This is a genomic window from Streptomyces spinosus, assembly GCF_020400655.1.
Classification (GTDB): Bacteria; Actinomycetota; Actinomycetes; order Streptomycetales; family Streptomycetaceae; genus Streptomyces; species Streptomyces argyrophylli.
The window spans coordinates 334325-359934 of sequence record NZ_JAINRC010000003.1 but is presented as its reverse complement, the minus strand read 5'-3'; the positions used below and the strand labels follow the sequence as shown (position 1 = coordinate 359934).

Genomic DNA, 25610 nt, shown 5'->3' with positions numbered 1-25610 from the left:
AGCGCCGCCCGCGCCCGCTTCGGCCTCCCCGCGGACGCACCGGCCGGAGACTGCCGGACCGGGTCGCCCGGCCCGCTCAGTCCTCCGCCAGCTCCGCGACCCCGGTGATCCGGTGCAGCGGGAACGTCCGCACCTCGTCCGCCGTGTGGTCGTACGCCGTCACGAAGCCGCCCTCGACCCGGATCGGGGCGATGACCCGCTGGCTGGCGGCGCCCTCGGCGTTGACGTAGCCGATCCACACCGAGTCGCCGGTCAGGACGGCGGCCTGCATGGTGGCCAGGGTCTCGGCGGCGGACGTACGGGGCAGCTCGCCGCCCGCCAGGGGCTCGCCGACGGGCTTGCGCGGTGTGGTGGCGGCCAGGTCACCGGCCCGGATCGCCCGGATCGCCGCCGAGAGCAGCGTGGCGTCGGGCGGCGGCGGGCCGTCCGGCACGGGCTCGGGCGCGGAGCGCGGCGGGGTGCGGTGGGCGTGCGCCCGGGTGATCAGGACATCGCCCTCGGCGGACTCGGCGGCGGGCGCGTACCCCATCGCGCGCAGCCCCTCCAGCAGCGCCGCCGGGTCGCCCGGGGCGGCCAGCACGGTCGGCGCCAGACGCCGCAGGCGCAGGGCCGCGGCGCGCTTGTCGGCGAGGATCTCGTTCAGCAGGGCGTCGTCGTCGCAGCGGACGTACGCCGAGGCCGCGCCGACCCGCAGGTGACCGTGCCGGCGGGCCACGTCGTCGATCAGGTAGGCGAGCGGCTGCGGGACCGGGGTGCGGGAGTGCTCGGCGAGGAAGGCGTGCAGGTCGGCGGCGGTCCGGCCGGCGTCCAGGGCACGGCGCACGGACGCCGGTGTGAACCGGTACACGGTGGCGCCGCCCTTGGACTCCACGTCCGCGAGCACCCCCAGCACGTCCGCGAGCGGGCGCCGCAGCGGACCGGGCGCCACCGCCGTCAGGTCGGCCTGGAGCAGCACGTGGTCCAGCGGTTCGGGCAGCAGCGGGGCGAGCAGCCGGGCAGCGGCGGCGGCCGCGGCACCCTGCTCGGCGGGGGAGAGGGGCGCGGGCCGCTCGGGGATCCGGTGGTGGTGCACCGGGAGCTTGTCACCGGGGCCGGTGGGCTCGGCGGGGCCGGCGTCCGGGGCGGCGGGGGCAGCCGGTGCCCCCAGCAGCGCGCGCCCCTGGGACGACAGCGCGCCCCGGCCCGTCACCCCCAGCAGTTCCGCCTCCGACAGGGTCCAGCGGGCCAGCCGGGAGCGCAGGTCGTCGTCGCGGGCACCGTCACGCTGGGCACCGCGCAGGGGCCGTTCCCAGCGCAGCCGGGCCAGCACCGACTCCGCGTCCGGCGCGGCGCCCTGCGGCAGCGCGGCCAGCAGGGACAGCACCCGGTGCCGTACCTCGGGCGCGGCGGAGCGGTCGAGGCCCGGACCGAGCGCCGACAGCGTCCGGTCCTTGGCGTCCCGCCCGCCCACCAGCCCCGGCGTACGGGTGGCCGTCAGCCAGGTCCGGGCGAGCCGGGCCCAGCGCTCGGCCTGGGGCAGCTCCAGCCACTCGTCGTAGGCCGGGGTGGCCGCGTACCGCTCGTCGGCCTCGCCGTCGGAGGCGATCAGGCCGGCCGCGTAGGCAAGCTCGGCCCAGAACGCCGCGACCGGCTCCGACACGTCCAGCGCCACGGCGGTCCGCTTCAGGTCACGGACGCTCAGGCCGCCCGCCCGCAGCACCGCGGGCCCGCCCTCGTCCCAGTCCTTCAGCAGCTCCTCCACGGTGGCCAGCGCGGTGTACGCCTGCCCGGCCGCCGTCGCGTCGACCACCTGCGGGCCGTGGGTCGCGGCGGCCGCCACGGCGGGCGGCAGCGGCTCGGGCGCGCGGTGGGCGCGGCCCTCGCGCAGGTGCAGGGCGACCTCGCGGGGCAGCACGACCGTGCCGGGCCCCGTCGGCAGCAGCAGACCGCGGTCCAGCAGCCAGCGCAGGTGCGCCGCCGGATCGGCGGTGACCTGTCCGTACGGCGGCCCCCACACCAGCCGGGACAGCACCTCGCGGGCCGCCTCCGGCGCCCCGGCGAGCAGCTTCGCCATCTTCTTGCGGTGGGTGAACAGCCCGGTCAGCGCGGCCACGGCGGACACCGAGTCGTGGGTCGAGGCCAGCCCGGCCGTCGTCACGATCTCCTGGATCCGCCCCGGCGACATGCCCGAGGTGGCCTCCTGCACGGTCGGGCCGAGCCCGGTCGGGGACGGATGCTGCGCGGACGGCGCGAGCAGCTCACGAGCGGTCCGCACCAGCCGCAGCCGGTCGTCGCCGCCCCACACCAGCGCCTGCTCGCGCAGGGTGGCGACGGCCCGGGGCAGCGCACGCGCGACCGTCTCGTCACCGGCGTCCCCGGCCATCAGACCGAGCAGCGCGTCGTACGACGCCGGGTCCGGGGCCACGGCCAGCGCCTCCGCCGTCTGCAGCGCGAACCGGTCCAGCCGCTCCAGGGCGCGCAGCACCGAGGCACGGGTGCCGGCGCGGGTGGCGAGCTGGGTGAGGTCGGTGGGGACGGGGGTGATGAGGTCGGGGCGGCTGCGCAGCAGCGCGGCCAGGGAGGCGTCGTCCCGCGCGCGGAGCGCCTCCGCGAGGGACCGAGGGGCTGAGTGGGCCTCGGGGCTCATCCGGCCAACGGTAGCGGACTTCCATATGCCTGGGGCATCCGCGAGAAGCGGTACGGTCCTCACGGAGTATCAGTCGGCGTCACCCCGGAGGGGTCGCGTGGGGATCGAGAGCGACCAGGTCGTCTACGAGTATCTGAGCCGCGTCGGAGACATCGCCCAGCAGCGCCAGCTGCCGTCGGCGACGCGGATGCGGCTCGTGTCGGAACTGCGGAACGAGATCGACCGGCACCGGGCGCAGGCGACGGTGGACTCGCCCGCCGCCGTCCGCCGCATCCTGGACCGCCTGGGCAGCCCGGATCAGGTGGTCGCGGCGGCGGGCGGCACCGGCGGCCTCCCGCAGAACCCGCCCGCCGCCGTACCGGAGCAGCCCTCCTCGCGGGAGCGGGCGCCGGAGCCGGCCGGACGGGAGCGGCCGAGGGGGCTGCGCCGGGTCGTGCCGCGCCCGCGCCCCGCCGAGCCGGAGCCGCCGGCCGCGCGGGACGCGCCGGCCCCGCCGCACCTCGCGCCCGCGCACGAACTGGGAGACGCCACGGCACCGCCCGACTGGTGGCGCGTCGGCACCGCGGGGCCCCTCGGGGACACCGACCCGGTGCCGGGGTTCGTCGGCGGCGTGGAGATCCCGGACATGCTCAAAAGGCCCCCGGGGGCGGCTCCCGCCGAGAAGGCCGAGCCGGCGCCCGAGCCCGCCGTGGCCGCGCCGGAAGCGGCGCCCGCCAAACGTCGCCGCCTCCTCCCCCTGCCGTCCGCCGGCTGGTCCAACCCCCTGCTGCTGCTCGCCGCCGCCGCGCTCGTCGCCGGTGCCGTGCTCGGCAACTGGTTCGCGCTGCTCCTCGGCTGGGCCATCGCCTACGGCTCCCGGCGGCTGACCCCCGCCGAGACCAAGTGGGCGGTGATGGTCCTGCCGGGCACGGCGGTCGCGGCGGGACTGGTGTGGCTGTGGGGCCGCAACGAGGGCCGCTGGGGCGACCCGATCGCCCAGGGCCACATGAACGACGCGGTGAGCGCCACCTGGCCGTGGGTGGTCAGGGGCGCGGCGCTCGCCTCCGCGGCCTACCTGGTCTGGCGCTCCCAGCGGAAGGGGTAGTCCCGGCACTTGTCGGCAAGCGGCGGCTGACCCACCCAAGGGGCGCGGGGAACTGCGCGACCAGCACCCACGCACCCGCACCCGACAAAGACCCCCCGCCCCCCAACCCCACCCGGCCCAACCGCCGGAGGCACCCGGCACAATGGCCCGCATGGCCTCCTCGCTGACCGTCGGTTTCGACCTCGACATGACCCTCATCGACTCCCGCCCGGGCATCCGTGCCTGCTACCTGGCCCTGGCGGAGCGGACGGGGACGTTCATCGACGCCGACCTGGCGGTGACCCGGCTGGGCCCGCCGCTCGCGGAGGAGCTGATCCACTGGTTCCCGGCCGACGAGGTACCGGCGGTGGCCGACCTGTACCGGGAGATGTACCCCTCCATAGCCATCGCCGCGACGCCCGCCATGGACGGCGCCCGGGAGGCGATCGAGGCGGTGCGGGCGGCCGGCGGGCGCACGATGGTGGTGACGGCGAAGTACGAGCCGAACGCGAAGCTGCACCTGGCCCACCTCGGCATCGAGCCGGACGTGGTCGTCGGCGACCTGTGGGCCGAGCAGAAGGCGGCGGCGCTGCGCGAGTACGGCGCGGGCGTGTACGTCGGCGATCACGTCGGGGACGTCCGCGGCGCCCGCGCGGCGGACGCGTTCTCGGTCGCCGTGGCGACCGGCCCGTGCCCGGCGGATGAACTGCGCGCGGCGGGCGCGGACGTCGTCCTGCCGGACCTGTCCGCGTTCCCCGCGTGGCTCGGCGGTTACCGCGGGGCGCCCGGCGCCGCGCCCCTCGCCTGACGCCGCCCGGCGGCGACGGAGCGCAGGACACCCGCGCCGGCCACGAGGAATCCGACGGCCATGAGCATGCTCAGACCGAACATGTAGGTCGGAAAAGGCTTCGCTCCGAGGAACAGCGGGGCCACCGTGACGAGGGTGGCCACAGCCCCGAGGAAGAAGACGACGGCACCGGCGCGGATCAGTCGGTCACCGGGCGCGGCGGAATTCGCTTGGGTTTTGTCACGCACCGGACCAGGGTAGTTCCCTGCGCGGGAGAACAACCGGGGGCCGCGGTTCTCCCGACGGGGTGCGAGGACAGACGTGCCTACTGGCAGGATCAGGCCGGTCGCCCAGGCACATGTCGCTAGCCTCTCCTCATGCCACCCGGTCTGCGCTACCTCTCCTGTCTCCGCTTGTCCGCCGACTCGGACGGCTCCACGTCCATCGAGTGGCAGCGGGGCGTGATCCGACACCACGTCAGCTCTCCGCACCTGTCCGGTGTCCTGGTGGGGGAGGCAGAGGACACGGACGTCTCAGGCTCCATGTCCCCCTTCAAGCGCCCGAAGTTGGGACGCTGGCTCACGGACAGAGCCGATGAGTTCGACGTGATCGTCGCAGCCAGGATGGACAGGCTCACCCGTCGCTCGACGCACTTCAACGAACTCTTGGAGTGGGCGCAGGAAAACGGGAAGTTCATCGTCTGTGTCGAAGAGGGGTTCGACCTCTCCACTCCCCAGGGCAAGATGATGGCTCGGATGACCGCCGTCTTCGCCGAGGCCGAGTGGGACACCATTCAGGCACGCATCCTCACCGGCGTACAGAGCCGACTGGAGAACCGTTCATGGCTCACGGGTGCTCCGCCTACCGGCTACCGCATCAAAACCGTGGAGGGAGGCAGGAGAAAGGTTCTGGAGATCGACCAGGACTTCTACCCCTATGTGGAAGAGATCTTCCGGCGTGTTGGTGAGGGCCAGTCCACACATCGGATCGCGCGGGACTTCAACGGCCGTGGCGTACTCACCTGGGGGGATCATCTGCGGAAGCTCAAGGGGGAGAAAACCAAGGGGACTCAGTGGCAGTCCACCATCATCAACAAGTTCATCCGCTCCTCGTGGGTCCCCGGTATCTACACGTACAAGGGCGAGGCTGTCTTGGACGACCAGGGGGAGCCGGTGATTCTTCCTGTAAAACCCCTGGCGTCACTGGAGCAGTGGGAATATCTGGTGGACCGGATCAAGCCCGCTCCAAAGGCTGAGGGAACGGAAATCCGTGCCGGCGCCAGGAGTCTGCTCTCCGGTGTCGCTCGCTGCGGGCATTGTGGTGCTCCTTTCTCTTCTCTCCTGAACTCAGGACACAAGAGGAAAGACGGTACGAGGATTCCAGGGCACAGGTATTACCGCTGCTCGAACAAGTTCAAGGGCGGCTCGTGCGAAAGTGGCCCTTATGTCCGTGCTGACGTGCTGGACCTATGGGTTGACCAGGCCATCCAAAGCACCATTGGTCAGTGGGACATGTACGAGCGTGCCGGTACGGGACCGAGTCGGGCAAGAGAACTCCAGTCGGCAAAGGCGCGCCTGGAAAAGCTGGAAGCCGACTTCCTGGCAGGCGAGTACGACGGAGAAGGGCAGGAAGAGTCGTACAAGCGCATGCACAAGGTCCTGTCGGCGAGGGTGGCTCTCCTGGAGAAGCAGGAGGCAGAGCGGATGAGCCCCGCCCTCTGGGCCACGGGTAAGAAGTACGGCGAAGTCTGGGAAGCCAAGGACCGGGAGGATCGCAGGGAATTCCTCCGCACCTATCAGGTGAAAGTATGGGCATGGAACGACGCGATTCCGAACGCCGGACTGGGTATCGTCATGGATCTCGGAGACATTCAGACGATGGCACAAGAGCTGAAGCTGAACAAGGAAGAGAACATGGAGCGGCTGTTGACCGGTCACAACGTACCGGCGCACTGGATCAATCCCGAATCGAGAGAGTTCGGTACAGATGACGTACCGGCCATCCTGAAAGAGTTCGAGCTGGCATAGAAGTAGGAAGCGCAAAGAAAAGACTCGGTCGAAGCGACGGGGTCTTACTCTCTTTCTTCGTACATGCCCTCGCGCTCCGTGTCCTCACGGACGCTGTCTCCGGTACCCACCCGCCGACCGGTGTGGGACGAGACCAAGGCTCGGGGGCGCACTGACGGACGCCCTACCGCCAACGCTGAGGATCCGCTCACCGTGGTCAGGGCTCTCGGCGTCTCCCGCACGACCCCGTACCGGCGCATCGGCCGGCCCACGGATAGCCCCTCATGCTTCCCCCGCCACTTTTGAGCCTCCGCCGACGCCGGCGGCGGCTCATAGCCGTTTTAAGGCATGCCTCGCTGGAGAGACCCCCGGTAGGCTGTCTCAACGGCAGTTCAACAGGCGTCCGGCCAGTCCGGGACGGATCGAGGGAGTGTGTGCTTTGCCGACTGGCAAGGTCAAGTGGTTCAACAGCGAGAAGGGCTTCGGCTTCCTCTCCCGCGACGACGGCGGTGACGTCTTCGTCCATTCCTCGGTTCTCCCCGCCGGAGTCGATGCGCTCAAGCCGGGACAGCGCGTGGAGTTCGGTGTCGTCGCCGGTCAGCGCGGTGACCAGGCGCTGTCGGTGATCGTGCTCGACCCGACGCCGTCCGTCGCCGCCGCCCAGCGCAAGAAGCCGGACGAGCTGGCATCGATCGTGCAGGATTTGACGACCCTTCTCGAGAACATCACGCCGATGCTGGAGAAGGGCCGTTACCCCGACAAGGCCTCCGGTAAGAAGATCGCCGGTCTGCTCCGCGCGGTCGCCGATCAGCTGGACGTCTGAGCGGTATCCCGGATCCTGCCCGTATTACGGGAAAGCGAGCGCGTCGGGGCCGAGGGGCGGTACCAGTCCCTCGGCCGCCGCGCGTGTGAGCAGGCCCCGGACCGCCGCGTAGCCGTCCTCGCCGAGGTCCGCCGTGAACTCGTTGACGTACAGCCCGATGTGCTGGTCGGCGACGGCCGGGTCCATCTCCTGCGCGTGCTCCATGACGTACGGCCGGGAGGCCTCCGGGTCGTCCCAGGCGGCGCGTACGGAGGCCCGGATGTCGTCGGCGAGCCGGCCGAGCCGCTCGGCGCCCAGGGACCGCTTGGCGATGATCGCGCCCAGCGGGATCGGCAGCCCGGTGGTGCGCTCCCAGTGCTCGCCCATGTCGGCGAACTTGTGCAGCCCGTAGTTCTGGTAGGTGAAGCGGGCCTCGTGGATGACCAGGCCCGCGTCCACCTTGCCGTCCCGTACGGCCGGCATGATCTCGTGGAACGGCATGACCACGATCTCGCCCACTCCCGGCAGGGTGTCGGCGGCCCACAGCCGGAACAGCAGGTACGCGGTCGACTTCTCGCTGGGCACCGCGACCGTACGGTTCGTCCAGTCGGCGTCGGTGTCCCGGGTGAGCACCAACGGTCCGCAGCCCCGGCCCAGCGCACCGCCGCACGGCAGCAGCGCGTACTCGCCGAGGACGTACGGCAGGACGGCGTACGACACCTTCAGCACGTCGAACTCGCCGCGCTCGGCCATGCCGTTGGTGATGTCGATGTCGGCGAAGGTCACGTCCAGCGCGGGGGCGCCGGAGACGCGGCCGTGGGCGAGGGCGTCGAAGACGAAGGTGTCGTTCGGGCAGGGGGAGTACGCGATCTGCAGCGGTTCAGCGGTCATGTGCGTTCCAACTCTCCAATGCGGGCGCGAGCTTCCCGAAGGCCCCGGTGAGGGCGGCGAGGGCGTCACCGATGCGCCAGGCGGCGCGGTCGCGGGGCCCGACCGGGTTCGAGACCGCGCGGATCTCCAGTACGGGCACCCCGTGCGCGGCGGCGGCCTCCGCCACCCCGAACCCCTCCATGCCCTCGGCGAGCGCGCCGGGGTGCCGGTCGCGCAGGGCGGCGGCGCGGGCGGCGGTGCCGGTCACCGTGGAGACGGTCAGGATCGTGCCGGTCCGGGCACCGGTGGCCTCGGACACGACTCGTACGAGTGATTCCGGTGGCCGGTGGGTGACGGTCCCGAATCCGAGTTCGGTGACCGGCAGGAACCCGTCGGCGGTCTCGGCGCCCAGGTCGGCGACGGTGATCGCGTCCGCGACGACGAGTGAGCCAAGCGGCGCCCCGGGCGCGAAACCGCCGCCGATCCCGGCCGAGACGACCAGACCGTAGGGGCGGCCGGCCAGTGCGGCGGCGGTGAGGGCGCCGGCGGTCGTGGCGGCGGCGATTGCCGGGCCGACTCCGGCGGCGAGCAGGTCCCAGCCCGCGGCCGTACGGACCAGGGACGCGCCCGGCAGCCGTACTTCCCCGGCCGGTCCGGGCAGCGCCTCCGCCACCGCGTCCCGCTCGGCGGGGACCGCGGTGGCGACGAGGACGGGGACCGGGAGGGACGTCGTGATCAGGCCTTCTTCAGCTTGAAGGACCACATGCCCTTGTTCGTGTTCTCGCCCATCCGGATCGACAGGGTGTTGGTGTTGCCCTGGGTGCCGTACTGGACGTTGAAGAACGCGCTGCTCGGGATGGTGCGGTACGTCTCCTTGCTGGAGTCGCTGAACTGGCGGCCGTTGACCAGCACGATCCAGCCCGCGTCCGCGATCTTCGGGTCGACGCCGATGCGGACGGTCTCGTCCTGGCCGACCTTGAGCGACTTGATGTCGTCGGCGTTCTTGACGCACTCCTTCAGCGCCTTCTCGTCCAGCGCCTTGCCGTCGTTGTAGCAGACGGCCTCGGAGTTGACCGAGTCCCCGCCGACGGTGATCGTCGCGACGGGGCTCGGCTTGTCACAGGCCGACAGGACGAGCAGTCCGGCGGAAACGGCGCCGGCGACGGCGACGACGCGGCGGCGTCGCGCAACGCGGGGTACATCAGCGGCTTCGCCGCGGGGCAGCGTGGTCATGGCCGAAGGCTATCGGGCGCCCCGAGCCGTCTCCCCACGTGGGGTACGGCGTGCCCGGTTCGTTACGCCACGCGTGCCCGCGCCCCCACGGCGTCACGCCACCCGGGTCCGGGTCCGGCCGCCCTGCCGGGCCGAGGCGAGCAGCCCCTTGAGCGTGCCCAGCCAGCCGACGGCCACGAACACGGCGCCGACCAGCAGCCCGACCGTGCCGTTGAGCGGCATCACGATGCCGACCGCGCCGCCGAACACCCACGCCATCTGCAGCAGCGTCTCGGAGCGGGCGAACGCCGAGGTGCGCACCAGCTCGGGCACGTCCCGCTGGATCAGCGCGTCCAGCGCCAGCTTGGCCAGCGCCTGCGCGAACCCGGCGACAGCGGCCAGACAGGCCACCAGGAACGCCCCGAAGAGGATCGCGGCGACGACCGCCGTGCCGAGCACCACCGCCACCACCGTCACGATGATGATCTCCGGTGCCCGGGACTTCAGCCAGGCGCCCACGGCGGTGCCGAGGGCGTTGCCCGCCCCGGCCGCGACGCCCACTATCCCCAGCGACACCGCCGCGCTCTCCCCGGTCAGCGGGTGCTCGCGCAGCAGGAAGGCGAGGAAGAAGATCAGGAAGCCGGACAGGCAGCGCAGGGCGGCGTTGGCGCCGAGCGCGTGCGTGACGGCCGGTCCCACCGTCCGCAGGCCCGGCCGTTTGACCTGCCCCCGGTGCGGCCCGTGCAGGTGCTGCTCGTCGGCCGCGAGCAGCGCCACGTCCTCGCCCTTGGCCGAGTCCACCTTGGGCGGCAGGGAGAACGACAGGAACGTACCGCCGACGAAGATCACGAAGGCGCCGTAGAGCGGCCACGGGTCGCCCAGGGCGTGCAGCCCCGCCGCGACCGGCGCGGCGGCACCGGTGGCCAGCAGTCCGGCGAGGGTCACCCGGGAGTTGGCCTTCACGAGCGAGAACCGCGGCGGCAGCAGCCGCGGCACGACGGCGCTGCGGACCACCCCGTACGCCTTGGACGCCACCAGCACGCCCAGCGCGGCCGGATACAGCTCCAGGCTGCCGGTCGCCACCGCCCCCGAGATGATCAGCGAGAGCAGCGCCCGCGCCAGCATCGCCCCGGCCATCGCGGCCCGCCGCCCGTGCGGCAGCCGGTCCAGGAGGGGGCCGATCACGGGCGCGAGGACCGTGAAGGGCGCCATGGTGATCGCGAGGTAGAGGGCGACCCGGCCGCGCGCCTCGTCGGTCGGCACCGAGAAGAACACCGTGGACGCGAGCGCCACGGTCACCATGACGTCCCCCGCGCCGTTCACCGCGTGCAGCTCGATCAGCTTGCCCAGACCCGATTCGCCCGCGCCGTGCGCGTGCGTGGCCCTGCGGATGCCCCGGGCCGCGCCGGTCACGGGAAACTGCAGGGCACGGCCGACCGAGCGGACGGCACCACCCACCCGGCCCGAACCGCCGCCCCGACCATTCGCCCTGTCCGCGGCTGCCACGACGTTCATAGTGCCCCGAGATACGGCCGGATAGTGCGGATCGGACGGGTGTGGCGGCTCACGACCCCGGTCGGCGCAGGCAGAGGGGCGGGTGGGAATATGCACGAATCCCGTCCGGTGTAGCGTGCCTATCTCAGCCATAACGCAGAATGGATGGCAGAGGTGCGCCCAGGCGCGCGGATGCAGACGTCGATGCGGTCCCCAGGTCCGCTCCGTCGGCGAAACCGCCGGAGGCAGCCGCACTCGACGAGACGGCGTAGGAGAGAAGCGATACCTGTGAGCGCAGCGACCACGCGAAGCCGCACCCCCGACCGCTTGTGCGCCGAGGCCGTCGACCTCGCCCGCGCCGCCGCCGAGGAGGCCGCCGCGCCCGGCGTGGTCGGCGAGCACGCCGGCCTGGTGTCGGAGGGCGACCGTGTGGTCACGCACTTCTTCGAGTGCAAAGAGCTGGGCTACCGCGGCTGGCGCTGGGCGGTGACGGTGGCCCGCGCCTCCCGCGCCAAGATCGTCACGCTCGACGAGGTTGTCCTGCTGCCCGGCCCCGACGCCCTCCTCGCCCCCGAGTGGGTCCCGTGGAGCGAGCGCCTGCGCCCCGGCGACCTCGGCCCCGGCGACCTGCTCCCCACCGACCAGGACGACCTGCGCCTGGAGCCCGGCTACACGGGCGAGGAGGAGCCGCCGCCGAACTCGGCGGTGTCCGAGGAGATGCGGGAACTGGCGGAGGCGGAGGACGCCGACGTCACGCCGGGCGCCCCCGCCGCGCAGCCGACGGCCCCCTCCCGCGGCTCCATCGCGTCCGTCGCCGAGGAACTCGGCATGCGCCGCGCCCGCGTGCTGTCCCGCTACGGCCTGCACAGCGCCGCCGACCGCTGGGAAGAGGCCTTCGGCCCGAAGACGCCGATGGCCCAGGCGGCCCCCGCCACCTGTATGACCTGCGGCTTCCTCACCCCCATCGGCGGCTCCCTCGGCCAGGCGTTCGGCGTCTGCGCCAACGAGTTCTCCCCGGCCGACGGCCGCGTGGTCTCCCTCGCCTACGGCTGCGGCGGCCACTCGGAGGCGGCGGTCATGCCCAAGCCCCCGCAGCCGGCGTCTCCGGTCGTCGACGAGACCCGGGTCGACGCCTTCCCGCTCCGCCCGGCCCGCGACTCCGGCTCGGTACCGGAGACCGGCGACGACGAGACGGCGGAACTCGGCCACTCCTGACCCCGCACGCGCACCTCGGCCCACACCGTCTTGCGCGGCGCGGGCCCGGGCGCCGTACCCCAGCGCTCCGCCAGCGCCTCCACGAGGAGCAGCCCCCGCCCGCCGTCGGCGTCCGGTTCGGGACGGCCGAGTTCGGGCAGCCGGTCACCGCGCGTGTCGGTCACCTCGACACGGAGCGTGTCCCCGACGGCGTACAACGTCAGCCGGAAGTCCCGTCCGGCCACCCGGCCGTGACCGGCCGCGTTGGCCGCCAGCTCGGCCACGATCAGCTCCGCCGGGTCCAACGGCAGCCCCCAGGACCGCAGTTGCTCCCTGGCGAGCAGCCGGGCCAGACGGGCCCCGCGGGGCGTGGGGGAGAGCCGCACCGTGAAGTGCGGGACGGGGGTGGAGATGTGGGTGGAGATTTCCTGGTTCACATCACTCAGAGTGGCTGTGCCTGTTACTCCTGAACAGTGACGACGCGGTTGCGTAGGGTCACTGTCCAGCGCGTGTCCGGTGGTGTCCGGGCATGTCGGGAAGGGGGTGGTGCGGTGTGAGTGAGGAAGAGGAGCCGGGCTGGGAGGTCGAGCCGGACGACGAGTGGGGCGTCGCCGTCATCGCCACCGTGGGCCGCCAACTCAGGCTGCGCCGGGAAGCGGTGGCGCTGCGCGCCGCCGACTTCGCCAAGGCCGTGGGCTACAGCGAGGACATGGTCTACAAGGTCGAGTCCGGCAAGCGGATTCCCCGGCCGGAGTACCTGGACAAGGCGGACAAGGTTCTCGACGCGGGTGGGTTGCTCGCGGCGATGAAGGAGGACGTGGAGAAGGTCCGCTATCCGAAGAAGGTTCGGGCTTTGGCGGAGGTGGAGGCGAAGGCGGTTGAGCTTCAGCTGTACGACCCGCTCAGCGTCCATGGGTTGTTGCAGACGCCGGAGTACGCGCGTGCGCTCCTGATGATGCGGCGCCCGGCGTACAGCGACACCGAGATCGAGCGGTACGTAACGGCACGCATGGCTCGCAAGTCCGTCTTCGAGCGGGACCCGGCCCCGGAGATCAGCTTCGTCTTGGAGGAGTGGACCCTGCGTCGACCCCTGGGAGGGCGGGAGGCGCTGCATAGCCAGTTGCAACATCTGCTGGAAGTCGCAAAGTTGCGGAATGTCGAGCTACAGGTGATGCCGATGGACCGCCAGGAGCATGCTGGAGTGGACGGGAGTATCGAGATGCTGAAGTTCGCCGACGGATCAGCCGTAGGACGGTCGCCCGCATTGGCCAATGGCCGACCGGTCGAGCAGCCCAAGCACCTCCGTATCCTTGAGCTGCGCTACGGCATCATCCGGGCCCAGGCGCTCACTCCACGCGAGTCGACATCCTTTATCGAGCAACTGCTGGGGGCAACATGATCCGTTGGTTCAAGAGCAGCTACAGCAGCGGCAGTGAAGGCGACTCCTGCGTCGAAGTCGCCCTGGACTGGGTCGCCGCCCCCACCCCCGCCACCGTCCACATCCGCGACTCCAAGCAGGACGACGGCCCCCTCCTCACCGTCGCCCCCTCCACCTGGACGGAGTTCGTCTCGTACGCCGCCCGGCGCTGAACTAACCGGTGAGGCCGGCCTCGTGGACCGTTTCGAGGCTCGCCTCCTTGCCGGTGCGTTCCAGGCGCAGGCGGGCCGAACGGCCGCGCAGCGTCAGCGTCATGAGCTGGTTGCCGAACCACGGCCCACCCCGCTTGCGCCACCGCACCGGCGGCCGGGGCGTGCGGCCGTGCCGGGCGAGGAGGCGGCCCAGGACGCGGGCCGGCGCGCTCCAGCCGACGCGGAAGCCGACCCGCATGGCCGCCGGCACGGAGTTGTGCACGGGTGAGCAGGTGAGCTGGACGACGGGGACGCCGAGGTCGCCGGAGCGCCAGGTGGCCTCGGCGAGGTAACCGTGGTGCACGTCCCCGGACAGCACGCACACGCTCGCCGGGGCGCCCGGTGCCGTCGCGGCCTCGGCTATGAGGCCGGCGAGGTCGGCGAAGGAGCGGGGGAAGGCCGCCCAGTGCTCCAGGTCGGCCCCGCGGCGCAGCCACTCGCCGAAGCGGGCCCAGCGGTCGCCGCGTTCCCCGGCGCACAGGGCCGCGTCCCAGCCCTCGGCGTCGTGCACCAGGTGCGGCAGCAGCCAGGGCAGGGAGGTGCCGATCAGGAGGTGGTCGTAGGCACCCTCGTCGCCCAGGACCTGTGTGCGCAGCCAGTCGGCCTCGCCCGGGTCCAGCATGGAGCGGCGGCCCTCCTCCAGGACCCGCGCGGCCCGGGAGTCGACCATCACCACCCGGACCCGGCCGAAGTCGCGCCGGTAGCTGAAGCGGACCGTGGAGGAGTCGGCGTCGGCCTGTTCGGCCAGCGCGCGCAGCGCCTTCGTGCCGTCCGGGGTGGCGCGTACCGCGGCCCAGGTCGGGTCGTCGGCCAGTTCGGCGGGGGAGAGGTTGCCGATGTGCTGGTGGACCCAGTACGACATCAGGCCGCTCAGCAGCCGTTCCTGCCACCAGTCGGTGGCGCGCATGTCGGCGAGCCAGGAGGCCGAGGTGTTCCAGTCGTCCACGATGTCGTGGTCGTCGAAGATCATGAAGCTGGGCACGGTGGACAGCAGCCAGCGGACCTCGGGGTCGAGCCAGGACTCGTAGTAGAGGTGGCAGTACTCCTCGTAGTCGGCGACCTGGCCGCCGGGCGGCTCGTCCAGGTTCCGGCGGCCCGCCAGCCAGCGCTGGGTCTCCTCGGAGGTCTCGTCCGCGTAGATCTGGTCGCCCAGGAGCAGCAGCACGTCGGGGCGCTCGGCGCCGGGGTCGGCGGACAGCCGGCGGGCCAGGGCGTCCAGGGCGTCGGGGCCGGCCGGGTCCGTGCCGTCCGCCGGGGGCGCGGCCCAGCGGCACGACCCGAAGGTGACGCGGACGGTGTCGCCGGTGCCGGGCGTGCGGATGACGGAGGGCGGGAAGCGGGAGTCGGGCAGGGGCCACACCGGGGTGCCGTCCAGCACCACCTCGTAGGAGGGGGCGGTGCCCGGTTGCAGCCCGGTCACCGTCACGAGCGCGTAGTGGTGCCCGGCCACCTGGAAGGTGGCGGCCGTGCCGCCCGTGCCGTCGGAACAGCGCACCTCGACCGTGCAGGGCGCGCTCGTCTCGACCCACACGGTGGCGTGCGAGCCGTCGGTGTACCTCAGCAGCGGTCCCAGGCGCAGTCCGGCCATGTGATCGCCTCTCTGTCTCGTCCGGCACGGGAAGGAACGACCCCAGCGACGGTACAGGCGTCTGGGACCCGTCCGGGCGGGCACGTGTGAGGAGACCGGGGCGGGGCGGCCCCGGTGCGGGGCGAGACGGAAAGGTGGTGTCGTGGCCGAGCACGGGCGGGCGACGGAGGCACGGGAGACCGGGGACACGGCGGGCGAGGAGGACCTGCTGCACGGGTTCGAGGTGGACGACCGGCAGCCGGAGCGGCCGGTGCTGCTGGACGCCGGCGGCCGGCCGGTCGAGACCTGGCGGGAGAACCACCCCTACGACCGCCTGATGCGCCGGCGCGAGTACGAGCGGACCAAGCGGATACTCCAGATCGAGCTCCTCAAGCTCCAGCGCTGGGTGAAGGAGACGGGGCAGCGGATCGTCGTGGTGTGCGAGGGGCGGGACGCGGCCGGCAAGGGCGGCACCATCAAACGGTTCACCGAGCGGCTGAACCCGCGGGGAGCGCGCGTGGTGGCGCTGGACAAGCCGACCGAGCGGGAGGCGGGACAGTGGTACTTCCAGCGGTACGTGACGCACCTGCCGGCCCGCGGGGAAATGGTCTTCTTCGACCGGTCCTGGTACAACCGGGCCGGCGTCGAGCGGGTCATGGGGTTCTGCTCCGAAGGCGAGTACCGGCAGTTCCTGCGGCAGGCCCCGCTGTTCGAGCGGCTGCTCACCGACGACGGCGTCCTGCTGGTCAAGTTCTGGTTCTCGGTGTCCCGCGCCGAGCAGCGCACCCGGTTCGCCATCCGGCAGGTCGACCCGGTGCGCCGCTGGAAGCTCTCCCCCACCGACCTGGCCTCCCTCGACCGCTGGGACGAGTACACCGCGGCCAAGGTCGAGATGTTCCGGACGACCGACACCGCGCACGCCCCCTGGACGGTCGTGAAGAACAACGACAAGCGGCGCGGCCGGCTGGAGGCGATGCGCAGCCTCCTGGACCGTTTCGACTACCCCGCCAAGGACCACGAGGCGGTCGGCACCCCCGATCCGCTGATCGTCGGCGCCGCGGACACCCTGCTCGAACCGGGTGAGGAACCCACGGCCCTGTCGCCGACCCCGCTGGCCGGGCCGGGCGGCGGACCCGGGAACCACCCGGACCCCGCGGTGCCGGCCGGCCGCGGCCACGGCTGAGGAGGAACCCGGACCATGGGAACGGTGGTGCACGTCCCGCAGACACGGGACATGATCGGGGACGAGCTCTCCGGCGACGAGGCCTTCACCGCGCTGCGCCGCTACGGGGGCACCCGCCTGCTGCTCGACGCCTTCTCCCGGTTCCGCTACGCCGACGGCTTCACCAACGCCCGCGCCCTCGGCTTCCAGATCGTGCTGGGCCTGGTGCCGTTCACCATCGCGCTCGTCGGCCTCGCCACGGCCGCGCACACGGAGAGCCTGGGACGGATCGTCGAGCTGACCCTGGGCAGGATCGTGCCGGGCGCCAGCGCCGACGTGGTCCGCGAGGCGCTGCGCGGCACCCGCACCGCCGGCTCCGACGCGTGGAGCACCGTCGCGCTGTGCCTGGGGCTCGCCTTCTCCGTCCTGAACCTGGCCTCCGCCATGGGCCAGGTGGAACGGGGCGCCAACCGGATCTACGGCATCGAACGGGACCGGCCCTTCCCGCGGAAGTACGGCCGGGCCGTGCTGCTCGCCTTCGCCGCCGGCGTCCCCATGGTCCTGGGCTTCCTGGTCCTGGTCGCCGGCCGGGCCGTGACTGCCGCGACGGCCGAGGCGCTGGGCACCTCCCGGCCCCCGGCGTGGTGGGGCGCCCTGGAGGTGCCCGTGGGGACGGCCCTCGCGTGGATCGCCTCCGCGGTCATCTTCCGCTGGTCGCCGCGCCGGGACCAGCCCGGGTACACCTGGCTGGCGTTCGGGTCCGCCGTCCACCTGGTGCTGTGGGTCACCGCGACCTGGCTGCTGACGCTCTACGTCTCCCGCAGCGGTTCCTTCGGCGCCGTGTACGGGCCGCTGACGGCCTTTGTGGCCCTGCTGCTGTGGGCCAACCTGACCGGGATCGCCCTGTTCCTCGGCATCGCGTTCGCCGCCCAGCTGGAGGCGGCCCGCGCCGGCCTGGGCCGTGCCGTCAGGCCGGACCCGGGGCCGGGCCCCTGAGCCCCCGGCCCCCGAGCCCCCGACCCCCGAGCCCCCGACCCCCGAGCCCCGAGCCCCCGACCCCCGAGCCCCCGGCCCCGGGGGCGCGCGTCAGGACGACTTCACGATCCGGCGCACGTTGTCGACCGAGCCGCACCCGGACTTCAGCTGACGCTCACGCTCCTCCCAGAACGCCGCGCCCAGCTCCTCGCGCCGCCCCGCCGCCACGTTCTCGCGCGCGCCGTTGAGGATCGTGCGCTCCTCCTCGTCCGCGTGGTGGGTGACGGCCTCCACCAGCGCCTCCAGCTTCTCGTCCCACTCCTCGGAGCCGACCTCCTCGACCTCCAGGAGTTCCAGCAGGGCCTCGTTGCCCTCGTCGTGCTCGTGCTCGCCGTGCTCGACCTCTTCGTCGTCGATGTTCTTGTACCGCTTCAGGGCGGGGTAGACCTCGGCCTCCTCGGCCAGCGCGTGCGCGACCAGCAGGTGCGCGAACTCCTCCAGCGCGGCCGCACGGTCGGCCTCCACGCTGCGCATGAGGCGGAACAGGTCCTCCATGCGGCGGTGGTCCTTCAGGATCAGCTCGACGACATCCCGGGTTTCGGCCATGGAACGGGCACCACTTTCGTACGTACCGGCACTACCGTGCCAACGGATGGTTCCTACCGCCTACCCTCACCGTCCGCGTTGATGGCCTCCCCGCCCCGCGCTGTACCTTCGTCCTCACGTCGTAGAGGAGAGTCAACGTGAGCAAGTTCGTGCGGCCGGCGGCCGAGGGCGCCGACCCCTTCGGCACCGCCCGTCTGCGCCGCGGTGTCCTCGACGCCTGGGCGACCAGCCCCGCCCGGTTCCGGGAGGACGCCAACGCCGAGGAGGACCTGGTCCTCGGGGGCTACCGGGACCGGCTCGTCGTCGAGCTGGCCCAGAACGCCGCCGACGCCGCCGCCCGGGCGCACGTCCCGGGCCGCCTGCGGCTCACCCTCCGCGACGGCGTGCTCGTGGCCGCCAACACCGGTGCCCCGCTGGACGCGACCGGTGTCGAGTCGCTGTCCACGCTGCGCGCCTCCGCGAAGCGGGACGCCGAGTCGACGCACGGTGCCGTCGGCCGGTTCGGCGTCGGGTTCGCCGCCGTGCTCGCCGTCACCGACGAACCGGCGATCGTGGGGCGGCACGGAGGGGTGCGCTGGTCCCTCGCCGAGGCCAGGGAGCTGGCCGCCGACACCGCCCGGCACAGCCCCGGGCTCGGGGACGAGGTGCGGCGGCGCGACGGGCACGTGCCCCTGCTGCGGCTGCCCTTCGCCGCCGAGGGCACCGCTCCGGAGCCCTACGACACCGCCGTCATCCTGCCGCTGCGGGACGCCGCCGCCGCCGACCTCGCCGAGCGGCTGCTCGCCGGCGTCGACGACGCCCTGCTCCTCGCGCTGCCGGGGCTGGCGGAGGTCGTCGTGGAGGTCGGCGACGAGGCCCCCCGCACGATCACCCGGCGTACCGACGGCCCCTTCACCATCGTGGAGGACTCCCGGGACGGCATCACCAACTGGCGCACGGTCTCGGCCGGCGGGCCGCTCACACCCGACCTCCTCGCCGACCGGCCGGTCGAGGAGCGGCTGCGGCCGCACTGGTCGGTGACCTGGGCCGTGCCCGTCGATGCCTACGGCGCCCCGGCCCGGCCCCGTACCAGCCCCGTCGTGCACGCCCCGACGCCGAGCGACGAGCCCCTCGGCGTGCCCGCCCTGCTCATCGCCTCCTTCCCGCTGGACACCACCCGCCGGCACGCGGCGCCCGGTCCGCTCACCGACTTCCTGGTGGAGCGCGCCGCCGACGCCTACGCCGAACTGCTCGCCTCCTGGCGGCCCGTGCTGGCCGGGATCATCGACCTCGTGCCGGGGCCGCTCGGCAAGGGCGCGCTGGACGGGGCCCTGCGGCAGGCCGTGCTGGAGCGGCTGCCGCGCACCGCCTTCCTTCCCCCGGCCGTCGAGGCGAAGGGCGACGACGAACTGCCGGAGGCGCTGCGGCCCCGCGACGCCGAGATCGTGGAGGGCGCCGGCGCCGACACCGTGCGGGTGCTCGCCGAAGTGCTGCCCACCCTGCTCCCGGCGGGACTGGAGCGGCGCGCCGAGCTGCGCACCCTCGGGGTCGCCCGGCTGCCGCTCGCCGACGCCGTGGACCGGCTCGCCGGGCTGGAGAAGGAGCCGCGGTGGTGGTGGCGGCTGTACGACAGCCTCGCCGGGGTCGACCCCGAGCGGCTGTCGGGACTGCCGGTGCCGCTGGCCGACCGCCGGACCACCATCGGGCCCCGGCAGGTGCTGCTGCCCACGCCGGACGCCGCCCGGATCGACCCGGACGTGCTGGGGCGGCTCGGGCTGAAGGTGGCGCACGCGGACGCCGCGCACCCGCTGCTGGAGAAGCTCGGCGCACTGCCCGCGACCCCGCGCGCGGTGCTGACCACCCCGCAGGTGCGGGCCGCCGTCGCGGGCTCGCTGGAGGACGACGGCGCGCTGAGCTGGGAGGAGGAGGCGCCGGACGCCGAGGAGCTGGCCGACACGGTGCTCGCCCTGGTGCGGGACGCGGCGCTCGAACCGGGGGACGAGCCCTGGCTGGGCGCCCTCGCGCTGCCCGACGAGGACGGCGAACTCGCGCCCGCCGGTGAGCTGGTGTTCCCCGGCAGCCCCTTCGCCCGGGTCATCCGGGAGGGTGAACTGGCCGCCGTGGACGCCGACCTGGCGGAGAAGTGGGGTGAGCAGCCGCTCGCCGCGTGCGGGGTGCTCACCGGCTTCGCGCTCGTCCGGGCCACGGACGTCGTCCTCGACCCGGACGAGCTGGAGCCCCGGGACGGCGACTACGCCGAACCCGACGACGCCGGTCTGCTCGACGCCGTGGACGTGTGGTGCGAGGACATCCTCGACCGGTTCCCGGACAGCCCGGTGCCGCCGGTCGCCACCGAACTCGTCGCCGTCCGCGACCTGGACCTGGTGGACGACGGCCACTGGCCCGAGGCGCTCGCCCTGCTGGCCCGGCCGCCGCTGCGGGACGCCCTGACCCAGCCCGTGCGCGTCCTGCTGCCCGACGGCACCCACGAGGCCGTACGGCCGTACACCGCGTGGTGGCTGCGCGGGCACCCGGTGCTCGCCGGCCGGCGCCCGGCCGGGCTGCTCGCGGCGGGCGGCGACCCGCTGCTGCGCGGGCTGTACGACGAGGCCGACGCCACCGGGTTCGAGGACGAGCAGGTGCTGCGGGCGCTCGGCGTGCGCACCTCCGTCGGCGCGCTGCTGGACGAGCCCGGCGGCGCCGCCGAACTGCTGGACCGTCTCGCGGACCCGGAGCGGTCCGTCACCCCCGCCCAACTGCACGGCCTGTACAGCGCCCTGGCGGAGCTGGATCCCGAGCGGGTGACGCTGCCGGACGAGCTGCGGGCCGTGGTCGACGGGCGCGTGCGGGTGGTGGACGCCGGGTCGGCCGTCGTGGTCGACTCCCCGGACCTGCTGCCGTTCACCTCGGGCGTGCCGCTGCTGCCGGTCCGGCCGGCGCGCGCCGCCGAGCTGGCCGAACTGTTCCAGGTGCGCCGGCTGAGCGAGTCCGTCACCGGTGAGGTGCACTCCGAGGGGAGCGAGCACGACGTACCGGACGCGGTGCGGGTGCTGCTCGGGCCGCGTACGCCGGGCACCTACGTCGAGCACGAGGAACTCGTCGTGGACGGCGTGGAGATCGACTGGCGGCTCACCGGCGACGGTGTGCTGCACGCGGCCACCCTGGAGGGGGTCGCGGCGGGGCTGGCCTGGGCGGCGGGTCAGTGGCCCCGGCGGTTCGAGGTGGCCGCGCTGCTGGAGGACCCGTCACGGACGCAGGAGCTGGCGCGGGACCGGTGGTTCGACTGAACCCGGCCGGTTCCCCCGGGGCCGGCCCCCGCTGAAACCCGCCCGCACAGAACTTTCACCACTCGTACAACCTTTCACTTTGTTCCCGCGTCACATCTGCGGAGTCATCCGACTCCCCAGATCTCAACGTGGGGACCACACATGCGCATCCGTGCCTCTGTCGCCGTCGTCGGCGGCGCCCTGGCCCTGTCCGCCCTCGCCGTCCCGGCCGCCCAGGCCGATGGCGGCTACGGCGACACGAAGATCACCAAGGTGGTCGTCGACGGTGACAACAAGGTGCAGATCGGCACCTCCAGCGCGGTCACCGTGAAGGTCAGCGTGACCGCCACGGACAACTCGGGCATCAAGGGTGCCGACGAGTTCACCCTCTACGGCCCCGACAACGGGTACGCGGACACCGGCAAGCCCACCTGCACCAAGGTCAACGCCACCACCTCCACCTGCACCGCCTCGGTGAAGATCGACCCGAAGACGGACGACCTCACCAACAAGAGCGCCGGCACCTGGTACGTGGACGCGTGGATCGACGCCAAGGACGGCGACTTCCTCTGGAAGGAGAAGGCCGGCTCCTTCTCCTTCCAGCGCGCCGCCAAGCTCACCGCCAACGCCTCCCCGGAGCCGGTGAAGAAGGGCAAGACCGTCACCGTGACGGGCGCCCTCACCCGCGCCAACTGGGAGTCGCTGAAGTACGGCGGCTACGGCTCGCAGTCCGTGAAGCTCCAGTTCCGCAAGAAGAGCTCCAGCACCTACACCACGCTGAAGACCATCAAGGCGGACACCAAGGGCAACCTGAAGACGACGACCACCGCCACGGCCGACGGCTACTACCGCTTCTCCTTCGCGGGCGGCTCGACCACCTCGGCGGTCAGCTCCGCCGCCGACTTCGTCGACGTGCAGTAAGCGGCACGGCTCCGGCCCCGGGAGTGCCTGACGTCGCTCCCGGGGGCGGAACGTTCCTTCTCGGTTGTGTCATGTTCCGGTAATCCCCGGCCCAAATCTGGCCGGAAAGCGGTCTTGCCGTACAACCCGTCCCCTGCTTCGTGGATCTGATCGCCTGAGTCGACCGACTCCACGATCCACTCCTCCCTCCAGGGGAAACGCACATGCGCATACGTGCCACCGTGGCCGCCGTCTCCGGCGCCCTGGCCCTGTCCGCCCTCGCCGTCCCGGCCGCACACGCCACCGGTGACTCCGGCACGCCGTACACGCTGAACGTCAGCTTCTCCAACGTCACCATCGCCAAGGCGATCAAGGTCGGCACCACCAACGAGGTCAGTGCCGCCTACTCGTACACGCTGACGCACGGCTCCGACGTGAACATCGCGGCGAAGGACTTCTCCACCGACGCCTTCCTCTACAAGGGCTCGTACGACACCTCGACCACCGAGCTCTACGACGACGACGGGGCGACCTGCACCCCCGTCACGACGACGACGGCCACCTGCAAGGGCACCGTCGACATCTACCCGGCCGACGGGGACCTGAAGAGCACCTGGGCCGGTTCCTGGGGCGTGGCCGCCGAGGCCGTCGCCTTCAACGGCCAGGACCCGGAGAACCCCGACATGAGCAAGGTCGGCTACAAGGACAAGAGCGGCCTCGGCAGCACCCTGGTGCAGCGCTACTCCAAGCTCACCACCGACGCGGGCCCCGAGCCCGTCACCAAGGGCAAGACCCTCACGGTCACGGGCAAGCTGACCCGGGCGAACTGGGACGACCACCTGTACCACGGCTACACCAGCCAGCCGGTCAAGCTCCAGTTCAAGAAGGCGGGCACGACCACCTGGACCACGCTCAAGACGGTGTACACCGACTCGTCCGGCAACCTGAAGACCACCACCACCGCGAACTACGACGGCTACTGGCGCTACAGCTTCGCGGGCACCTCGACCACCCCGGCGGTCAGCGCCACGTCCGACTACGTCGACGTGCGCTAGCGGTACCCCGCCGGACTCAGTCCGGGAAGCGGCGGCCGACCCACCTCCACAGGTACTCCAGGGCGGCCGCCGCCACCGCGGCCACGCCGACCGCCGTCCACGGCAGCTCCATGCCGACCAGCCTCAGCGCGAAGAAGTCCTGGAGCGCGGGGACGGCGAGGACGAACAGGAAGGCCACGGCCATCGCGGCCACCAGGGCCACCCGCCACCAGGTGTAGGGGCGGGCGATGATCGCCAGGACCCACATGGAGATCAGGAACAGGGTCAGGGTGGCCGCGCTGGTCTCCGCGGCCAGCGCGCCGGGGCCGCCGTAGTGGTGCCGCGCCAGCAGGTACGTGGCGAAGGTCGCGACGCCCGCCAGCACCCCGCCGGGGATCGCGTACCGCATCACCCGGCGCACGAAGTGCGGTCTCGCCCGCTCCGTGTTCGGCGCGAGGGCCAGGAAGAAGGCCGGGACGCCGATGGTGAGCGTGGACAGCAGGGTCAGGTGCCGGGGCAGGAACGGGTACTCCACCCGCCAGCACACCACCAGCACCGCCAGCAGCACCGAGTAGACCGTCTTCACCAGGAACAGCGTCGCCACGCGCGTGATGTTGCCGATCACCCGGCGGCCCTCGGCGACCACCGACGGCAGGGTCGCGAAGCTGTTGTCCAGCAGCACGATCTGGGCCACCGCCCGCGTGGCCTCCGCACCGGAGCCCATGGCGACCCCGATGTCCGCGTCCTTCAGGGCCAGCACGTCGTTCACGCCGTCCCCGGTCATCGCGACCGTGTGCCCGCGCGACTGCAGGGCGCCCACCATGTCCCGCTTCTGCTGCGGGGTCACCCGCCCGAAGACCGTGCCCGCCTCCAGGGCCCGTGCCATCGCCGGCCGGTCCGCGGGCAGCCGCCGCGCGTCCACCGCCGTACCCTCCAGGCCCAGCTTCTCCGCGACCGCGCCGACCGACACCGCGTTGTCACCGGAGACGACCTTGGCGCGGACGTCCTGCTCGGCGAAGTAGCGCAGCGTGTCCGAGGCGTCGGGGCGCAGCCGCTGCTCCAGGACGACCAGGGCGGTGGGGCGGGCGCCCCGGGCCGGCTCGGCGTCGTCCAGGTCCCGGTGCGCGCGGGCCAGCAGCAGCACGCGCAGGCCCTGTTCGTTCAGGCGCGCGGTCTCGGCGAGCGCCGGGTCGTCGGCCCCCAGGAGCACGTCCGGGGCGCCCAGCAGCCAGGTGCTGGTCTCGCCGTCGCCCTCGCTGAACGCGGCCCCGCTGTACTTGCGGGCGGAGGAGAAGGGCAGCGACTCGACGCAGCGCCAGTCGTCGCTGTCCGGGTAGGCGTCGATGATGGCCTGGAGGGAGGCGTTGGGGCGCGGGTCGGACTCGCCGAGCGCGCCGAGCACCTTGCGGACGTACGTCTCGTCCGCCCCGTCCAGCGTCCGCAGCTCGGTGACGTCCATGCCGCCCTCGGTGAGCGTGCCGGTCTTGTCCAGGCAGACGGTGTCGACACGGGCAAGCCCCTCGATGGCCGGCAGCTCCTGCACGAGGCACTGCTTGCGGCCGAGCCGGATGACGCCGATGGCGAAGGCCACGGAGGTGAGCAGCACCAGCCCCTCGGGCACCATCGGCACGATCCCGCCGATCGTGCGGGCGACGGAGTCCTTCAGGTCGTCGTTCTTGACGACGAGCTGGGTGATGACGAGTCCGACCGCCGCCGGCACCATCATCCAGGTGACGTACTTGAGGATCGTGGAGATGCCGGTGCGCAGCTCGGAGTGGACGAGCGTGAAGCGGGACGCCTCCTCGGCGAGCTGGGCGGCGTAGGCCTCGCGGCCGACCTTGGTGGCCGTGAAGGCGCCGCCGCCCGCGACCACGAAGCTCCCGGACAGCACCGGGTCGCCGGGGTGTTTGACGACGGGATCGGCCTCGCCGGTGAGCAGCGACTCGTCGATCTCCAGCCCGTCCGCCTCCGCGCACACCCCGTCGACCACGATCTTGTCGCCGGGACCGATCTCGATGAGGTCGTCCAGGACGATCTCATGGGTGGCGACCCCGGTCGCGACCCCGTCCCGCCGTACCGTCGGCCGCGCCTCCCCGATCACCGCGAGCGAGTCCAGGGTCTGTTTGGCCCGCCACTCCTGGACGATGCCGATGCCGGTGTTGGCGAGGATCACGAAGCCGAAGAGGCTGTCCTGGATCGGCGCGACGAACAGCGTGATCAGCCACAGGACGCCGATGATCGCGTTGAACCGGGTGAAGACGTTCGCCCGGACGATCTCCCCGAACGACCGGCTGCTGCGCACCGGTACGTCGTTGACGAGGCCCCGGCCGACGCGGTCCGCGACCTCGGCACCGGTCAGCCCGGTCGCGGCGTGCCCCGGCAGCGCCATGGGACGCACGGGGTCGATCTCGGCGCCCGCGTCTATATGGCTCATGCAG

21 protein-coding genes and 1 pseudogene are annotated in these 25610 nt (G+C 72.6%); 12 read left to right on the top strand and 10 right to left on the bottom strand.

Annotated features, from left to right (window positions below; genetic code table 11):
• Window positions 1-76 precede the first annotated feature (76 nt).
• Window positions 77-2626 (bottom strand): helicase C-terminal domain-containing protein, encoded by a 2550-nt coding sequence (locus LG395_RS08525; protein ID WP_225808973.1) that lies wholly within the window; start codon window positions 2624-2626, stop codon window positions 77-79.
• Window positions 2627-2723: 97 nt separating this feature from the next.
• Here LG395_RS08525 and LG395_RS08520 point away from each other — a divergent pair, with 97 nt between their 5' ends.
• A complete protein-coding gene (locus LG395_RS08520; protein WP_225808972.1) occupies window positions 2724-3710 on the top strand; it encodes a hypothetical protein in 987 nt (328 codons plus the stop codon).
• 142 nt (window positions 3711-3852) lie between these two features.
• The gene (locus LG395_RS08515; protein WP_171155200.1) at window positions 3853-4497 is read left to right on the top strand and encodes an HAD family hydrolase; all 645 of its coding nucleotides are present in this window, start codon (window positions 3853-3855) and stop codon (window positions 4495-4497) included.
• Here LG395_RS08515 and LG395_RS08510 read toward each other — a convergent pair.
• Window positions 4461-4724 carry a hypothetical protein gene (locus LG395_RS08510; RefSeq protein WP_171155201.1) on the bottom strand — a complete coding sequence of 88 codons (264 nt, stop codon included), beginning with the start codon at window positions 4722-4724 and terminating at the stop codon, window positions 4461-4463. The two genes, LG395_RS08515 and LG395_RS08510, sit on opposite strands and share 37 nt — an antisense overlap.
• 129 nt (window positions 4725-4853) lie before the next feature.
• Here LG395_RS08510 and LG395_RS08505 point away from each other — a divergent pair, with 129 nt between their 5' ends.
• The gene (locus LG395_RS08505; RefSeq protein ID WP_225808971.1) at window positions 4854-6503 is read left to right on the top strand and encodes a recombinase family protein; all 1650 of its coding nucleotides are present in this window, start codon (window positions 4854-4856) and stop codon (window positions 6501-6503) included.
• A 418-nt stretch (window positions 6504-6921) separates the two neighbouring features.
• On the top strand, window positions 6922-7305 hold the full coding sequence (locus LG395_RS41430; protein WP_014673396.1) for a cold-shock protein: 384 nt from the start codon (window positions 6922-6924) through the stop codon (window positions 7303-7305).
• A 24-nt stretch (window positions 7306-7329) separates the two neighbouring features.
• Here the strand turns inward: LG395_RS41430 and LG395_RS08495 are convergent, their stop codons facing one another.
• The 4 genes from LG395_RS08495 to LG395_RS08480 form a co-directional block, all read right to left on the bottom strand.
• Entirely contained in the window at window positions 7330-8175 is an 846-nt protein-coding gene (locus LG395_RS08495) for a 1,4-dihydroxy-6-naphtoate synthase (protein ID WP_225808970.1), read from the bottom strand.
• A complete protein-coding gene (locus LG395_RS08490; protein WP_225808969.1) occupies window positions 8165-8917 on the bottom strand; it encodes a futalosine hydrolase in 753 nt (250 codons plus the stop codon). The genes LG395_RS08495 and LG395_RS08490 overlap by 11 nt, the downstream gene beginning before the upstream one ends.
• The gene (locus tag LG395_RS08485; protein ID WP_171155209.1) at window positions 8890-9387 is read right to left on the bottom strand and encodes a DUF2771 family protein; all 498 of its coding nucleotides are present in this window, start codon (window positions 9385-9387) and stop codon (window positions 8890-8892) included. Before LG395_RS08485 ends, LG395_RS08490 begins: the two co-directional genes overlap by 28 nt.
• Window positions 9388-9480: 93 nt before the next feature.
• Window positions 9481-10881 carry an MFS transporter gene (locus LG395_RS08480; RefSeq protein WP_225808968.1) on the bottom strand — a complete coding sequence of 467 codons (1401 nt, stop codon included), beginning with the start codon at window positions 10879-10881 and terminating at the stop codon, window positions 9481-9483.
• A 267-nt stretch (window positions 10882-11148) separates the two neighbouring features.
• Between LG395_RS08480 and LG395_RS08475 the strand changes: the two genes are divergently transcribed.
• The gene (locus LG395_RS08475; protein ID WP_171155211.1) at window positions 11149-12075 is read left to right on the top strand and encodes a DUF3027 domain-containing protein; all 927 of its coding nucleotides are present in this window, start codon (window positions 11149-11151) and stop codon (window positions 12073-12075) included.
• An 8-nt stretch (window positions 12076-12083) separates the two neighbouring features.
• On the opposite strand, the pseudogene LG395_RS08470 reads toward LG395_RS08475, so the two are convergent.
• Window positions 12084-12491, bottom strand: a pseudogene (locus LG395_RS08470) (ATP-binding protein); the annotation flags it as partial.
• A gap of 116 nt (window positions 12492-12607) precedes the next feature.
• On the opposite strand from LG395_RS08470, the gene LG395_RS08465 reads away from it, so the two are divergent.
• Together LG395_RS08465 and LG395_RS08460 are read left to right on the top strand one after the other, a co-directional pair.
• Window positions 12608-13453 carry a helix-turn-helix domain-containing protein gene (locus LG395_RS08465; RefSeq protein WP_225808967.1) on the top strand — a complete coding sequence of 282 codons (846 nt, stop codon included), beginning with the start codon at window positions 12608-12610 and terminating at the stop codon, window positions 13451-13453.
• Window positions 13450-13644: a DUF397 domain-containing protein gene (locus tag LG395_RS08460; protein WP_225808966.1), complete on the top strand. Its 195-nt coding sequence runs from the start codon at window positions 13450-13452 to the stop codon at window positions 13642-13644. The genes LG395_RS08465 and LG395_RS08460 overlap by 4 nt, the downstream gene beginning before the upstream one ends.
• A 1-nt stretch (window position 13645) precedes the next feature.
• On the opposite strand, the gene LG395_RS08455 is transcribed toward LG395_RS08460, so the two are convergent.
• The gene (locus tag LG395_RS08455) at window positions 13646-15271 is read right to left on the bottom strand and encodes an alkaline phosphatase D family protein (RefSeq protein WP_225808965.1); all 1626 of its coding nucleotides are present in this window, start codon (window positions 15269-15271) and stop codon (window positions 13646-13648) included.
• A 142-nt stretch (window positions 15272-15413) separates the two neighbouring features.
• On the opposite strand from LG395_RS08455, the gene ppk2 reads away from it, so the two are divergent.
• On the top strand, window positions 15414-16433 hold the full coding sequence (gene ppk2 / locus LG395_RS08450) for a polyphosphate kinase 2 (RefSeq protein WP_171155218.1): 1020 nt from the start codon (window positions 15414-15416) through the stop codon (window positions 16431-16433).
• Window positions 16434-16448: 15 nt separating this feature from the next.
• Window positions 16449-17408: a YihY/virulence factor BrkB family protein gene (locus LG395_RS08445; protein ID WP_171155220.1), complete on the top strand. Its 960-nt coding sequence runs from the start codon at window positions 16449-16451 to the stop codon at window positions 17406-17408.
• 90 nt (window positions 17409-17498) lie between these two features.
• Here the strand turns inward: LG395_RS08445 and LG395_RS08440 are convergent, their stop codons facing one another.
• Window positions 17499-17993 (bottom strand): hemerythrin domain-containing protein, encoded by a 495-nt coding sequence (locus LG395_RS08440; RefSeq protein WP_171155222.1) that lies wholly within the window; start codon window positions 17991-17993, stop codon window positions 17499-17501.
• Between the two features lie 137 nt (window positions 17994-18130).
• Here LG395_RS08440 and LG395_RS08435 point away from each other — a divergent pair, with 137 nt between their 5' ends.
• The 3 genes from LG395_RS08435 to LG395_RS08425 all read left to right on the top strand — a co-directional run bounded on the left by LG395_RS08435 (window position 18131) and on the right by LG395_RS08425 (window position 23193).
• Entirely contained in the window at window positions 18131-21259 is a 3129-nt protein-coding gene (locus LG395_RS08435) for a sacsin N-terminal ATP-binding-like domain-containing protein (protein ID WP_171155224.1), read from the top strand.
• A gap of 141 nt (window positions 21260-21400) precedes the next feature.
• Complete coding sequence (locus LG395_RS08430) at window positions 21401-22159, top strand: calcium-binding protein (protein ID WP_225808964.1); 759 nt, start codon at window positions 21401-21403, stop codon at window positions 22157-22159.
• A 203-nt stretch (window positions 22160-22362) separates the two neighbouring features.
• Window positions 22363-23193, top strand: coding sequence for a hypothetical protein (locus LG395_RS08425; protein WP_225808963.1), 831 nt, complete (start codon window positions 22363-22365; stop codon window positions 23191-23193).
• Window positions 23194-23209: 16 nt separating this feature from the next.
• Here the strand turns inward: LG395_RS08425 and LG395_RS08420 are convergent, their stop codons facing one another.
• Window positions 23210-25606 (bottom strand): HAD-IC family P-type ATPase, encoded by a 2397-nt coding sequence (locus LG395_RS08420; RefSeq protein WP_225808962.1) that lies wholly within the window; start codon window positions 25604-25606, stop codon window positions 23210-23212.
• Window positions 25607-25610 lie beyond the last annotated feature (4 nt).

What these genes read in the sequence shown, in the direction of transcription:
- LG395_RS08525 (WP_225808973.1), bottom strand. Translation starts at nt 2,626, where the DNA reads ATGAGCCCCGAGGCCCACTCAGCCCCTCGGTCCCTCGCGGAGGCGCTC.
- LG395_RS08515 (WP_171155200.1), top strand. Translation starts at nt 3,853, where the DNA reads ATGGCCCGCATGGCCTCCTCGCTGACCGTCGGTTTCGACCTCGACATG.
- LG395_RS08505 (WP_225808971.1), top strand. Translation starts at nt 4,854, where the DNA reads ATGCCACCCGGTCTGCGCTACCTCTCCTGTCTCCGCTTGTCCGCCGAC.
- LG395_RS08495 (WP_225808970.1), bottom strand. Translation starts at nt 8,175, where the DNA reads ATGACCGCTGAACCGCTGCAGATCGCGTACTCCCCCTGCCCGAACGAC.
- LG395_RS08485 (WP_171155209.1), bottom strand. Translation starts at nt 9,387, where the DNA reads ATGACCACGCTGCCCCGCGGCGAAGCCGCTGATGTACCCCGCGTTGCG.
- LG395_RS08480 (WP_225808968.1), bottom strand. Translation starts at nt 10,881, where the DNA reads ATGAACGTCGTGGCAGCCGCGGACAGGGCGAATGGTCGGGGCGGCGGT.
- LG395_RS08460 (WP_225808966.1), top strand. Translation starts at nt 13,450, where the DNA reads ATGATCCGTTGGTTCAAGAGCAGCTACAGCAGCGGCAGTGAAGGCGAC.
- LG395_RS08455 (WP_225808965.1), bottom strand. Translation starts at nt 15,271, where the DNA reads ATGGCCGGACTGCGCCTGGGACCGCTGCTGAGGTACACCGACGGCTCG.
- LG395_RS08445 (WP_171155220.1), top strand. Translation starts at nt 16,449, where the DNA reads ATGGGAACGGTGGTGCACGTCCCGCAGACACGGGACATGATCGGGGAC.
- LG395_RS08440 (WP_171155222.1), bottom strand. Translation starts at nt 17,993, where the DNA reads ATGGCCGAAACCCGGGATGTCGTCGAGCTGATCCTGAAGGACCACCGC.
- LG395_RS08430 (WP_225808964.1), top strand. Translation starts at nt 21,401, where the DNA reads ATGCGCATCCGTGCCTCTGTCGCCGTCGTCGGCGGCGCCCTGGCCCTG.
- LG395_RS08425 (WP_225808963.1), top strand. Translation starts at nt 22,363, where the DNA reads ATGCGCATACGTGCCACCGTGGCCGCCGTCTCCGGCGCCCTGGCCCTG.
- LG395_RS08420 (WP_225808962.1), bottom strand. Translation starts at nt 25,606, where the DNA reads ATGAGCCATATAGACGCGGGCGCCGAGATCGACCCCGTGCGTCCCATG.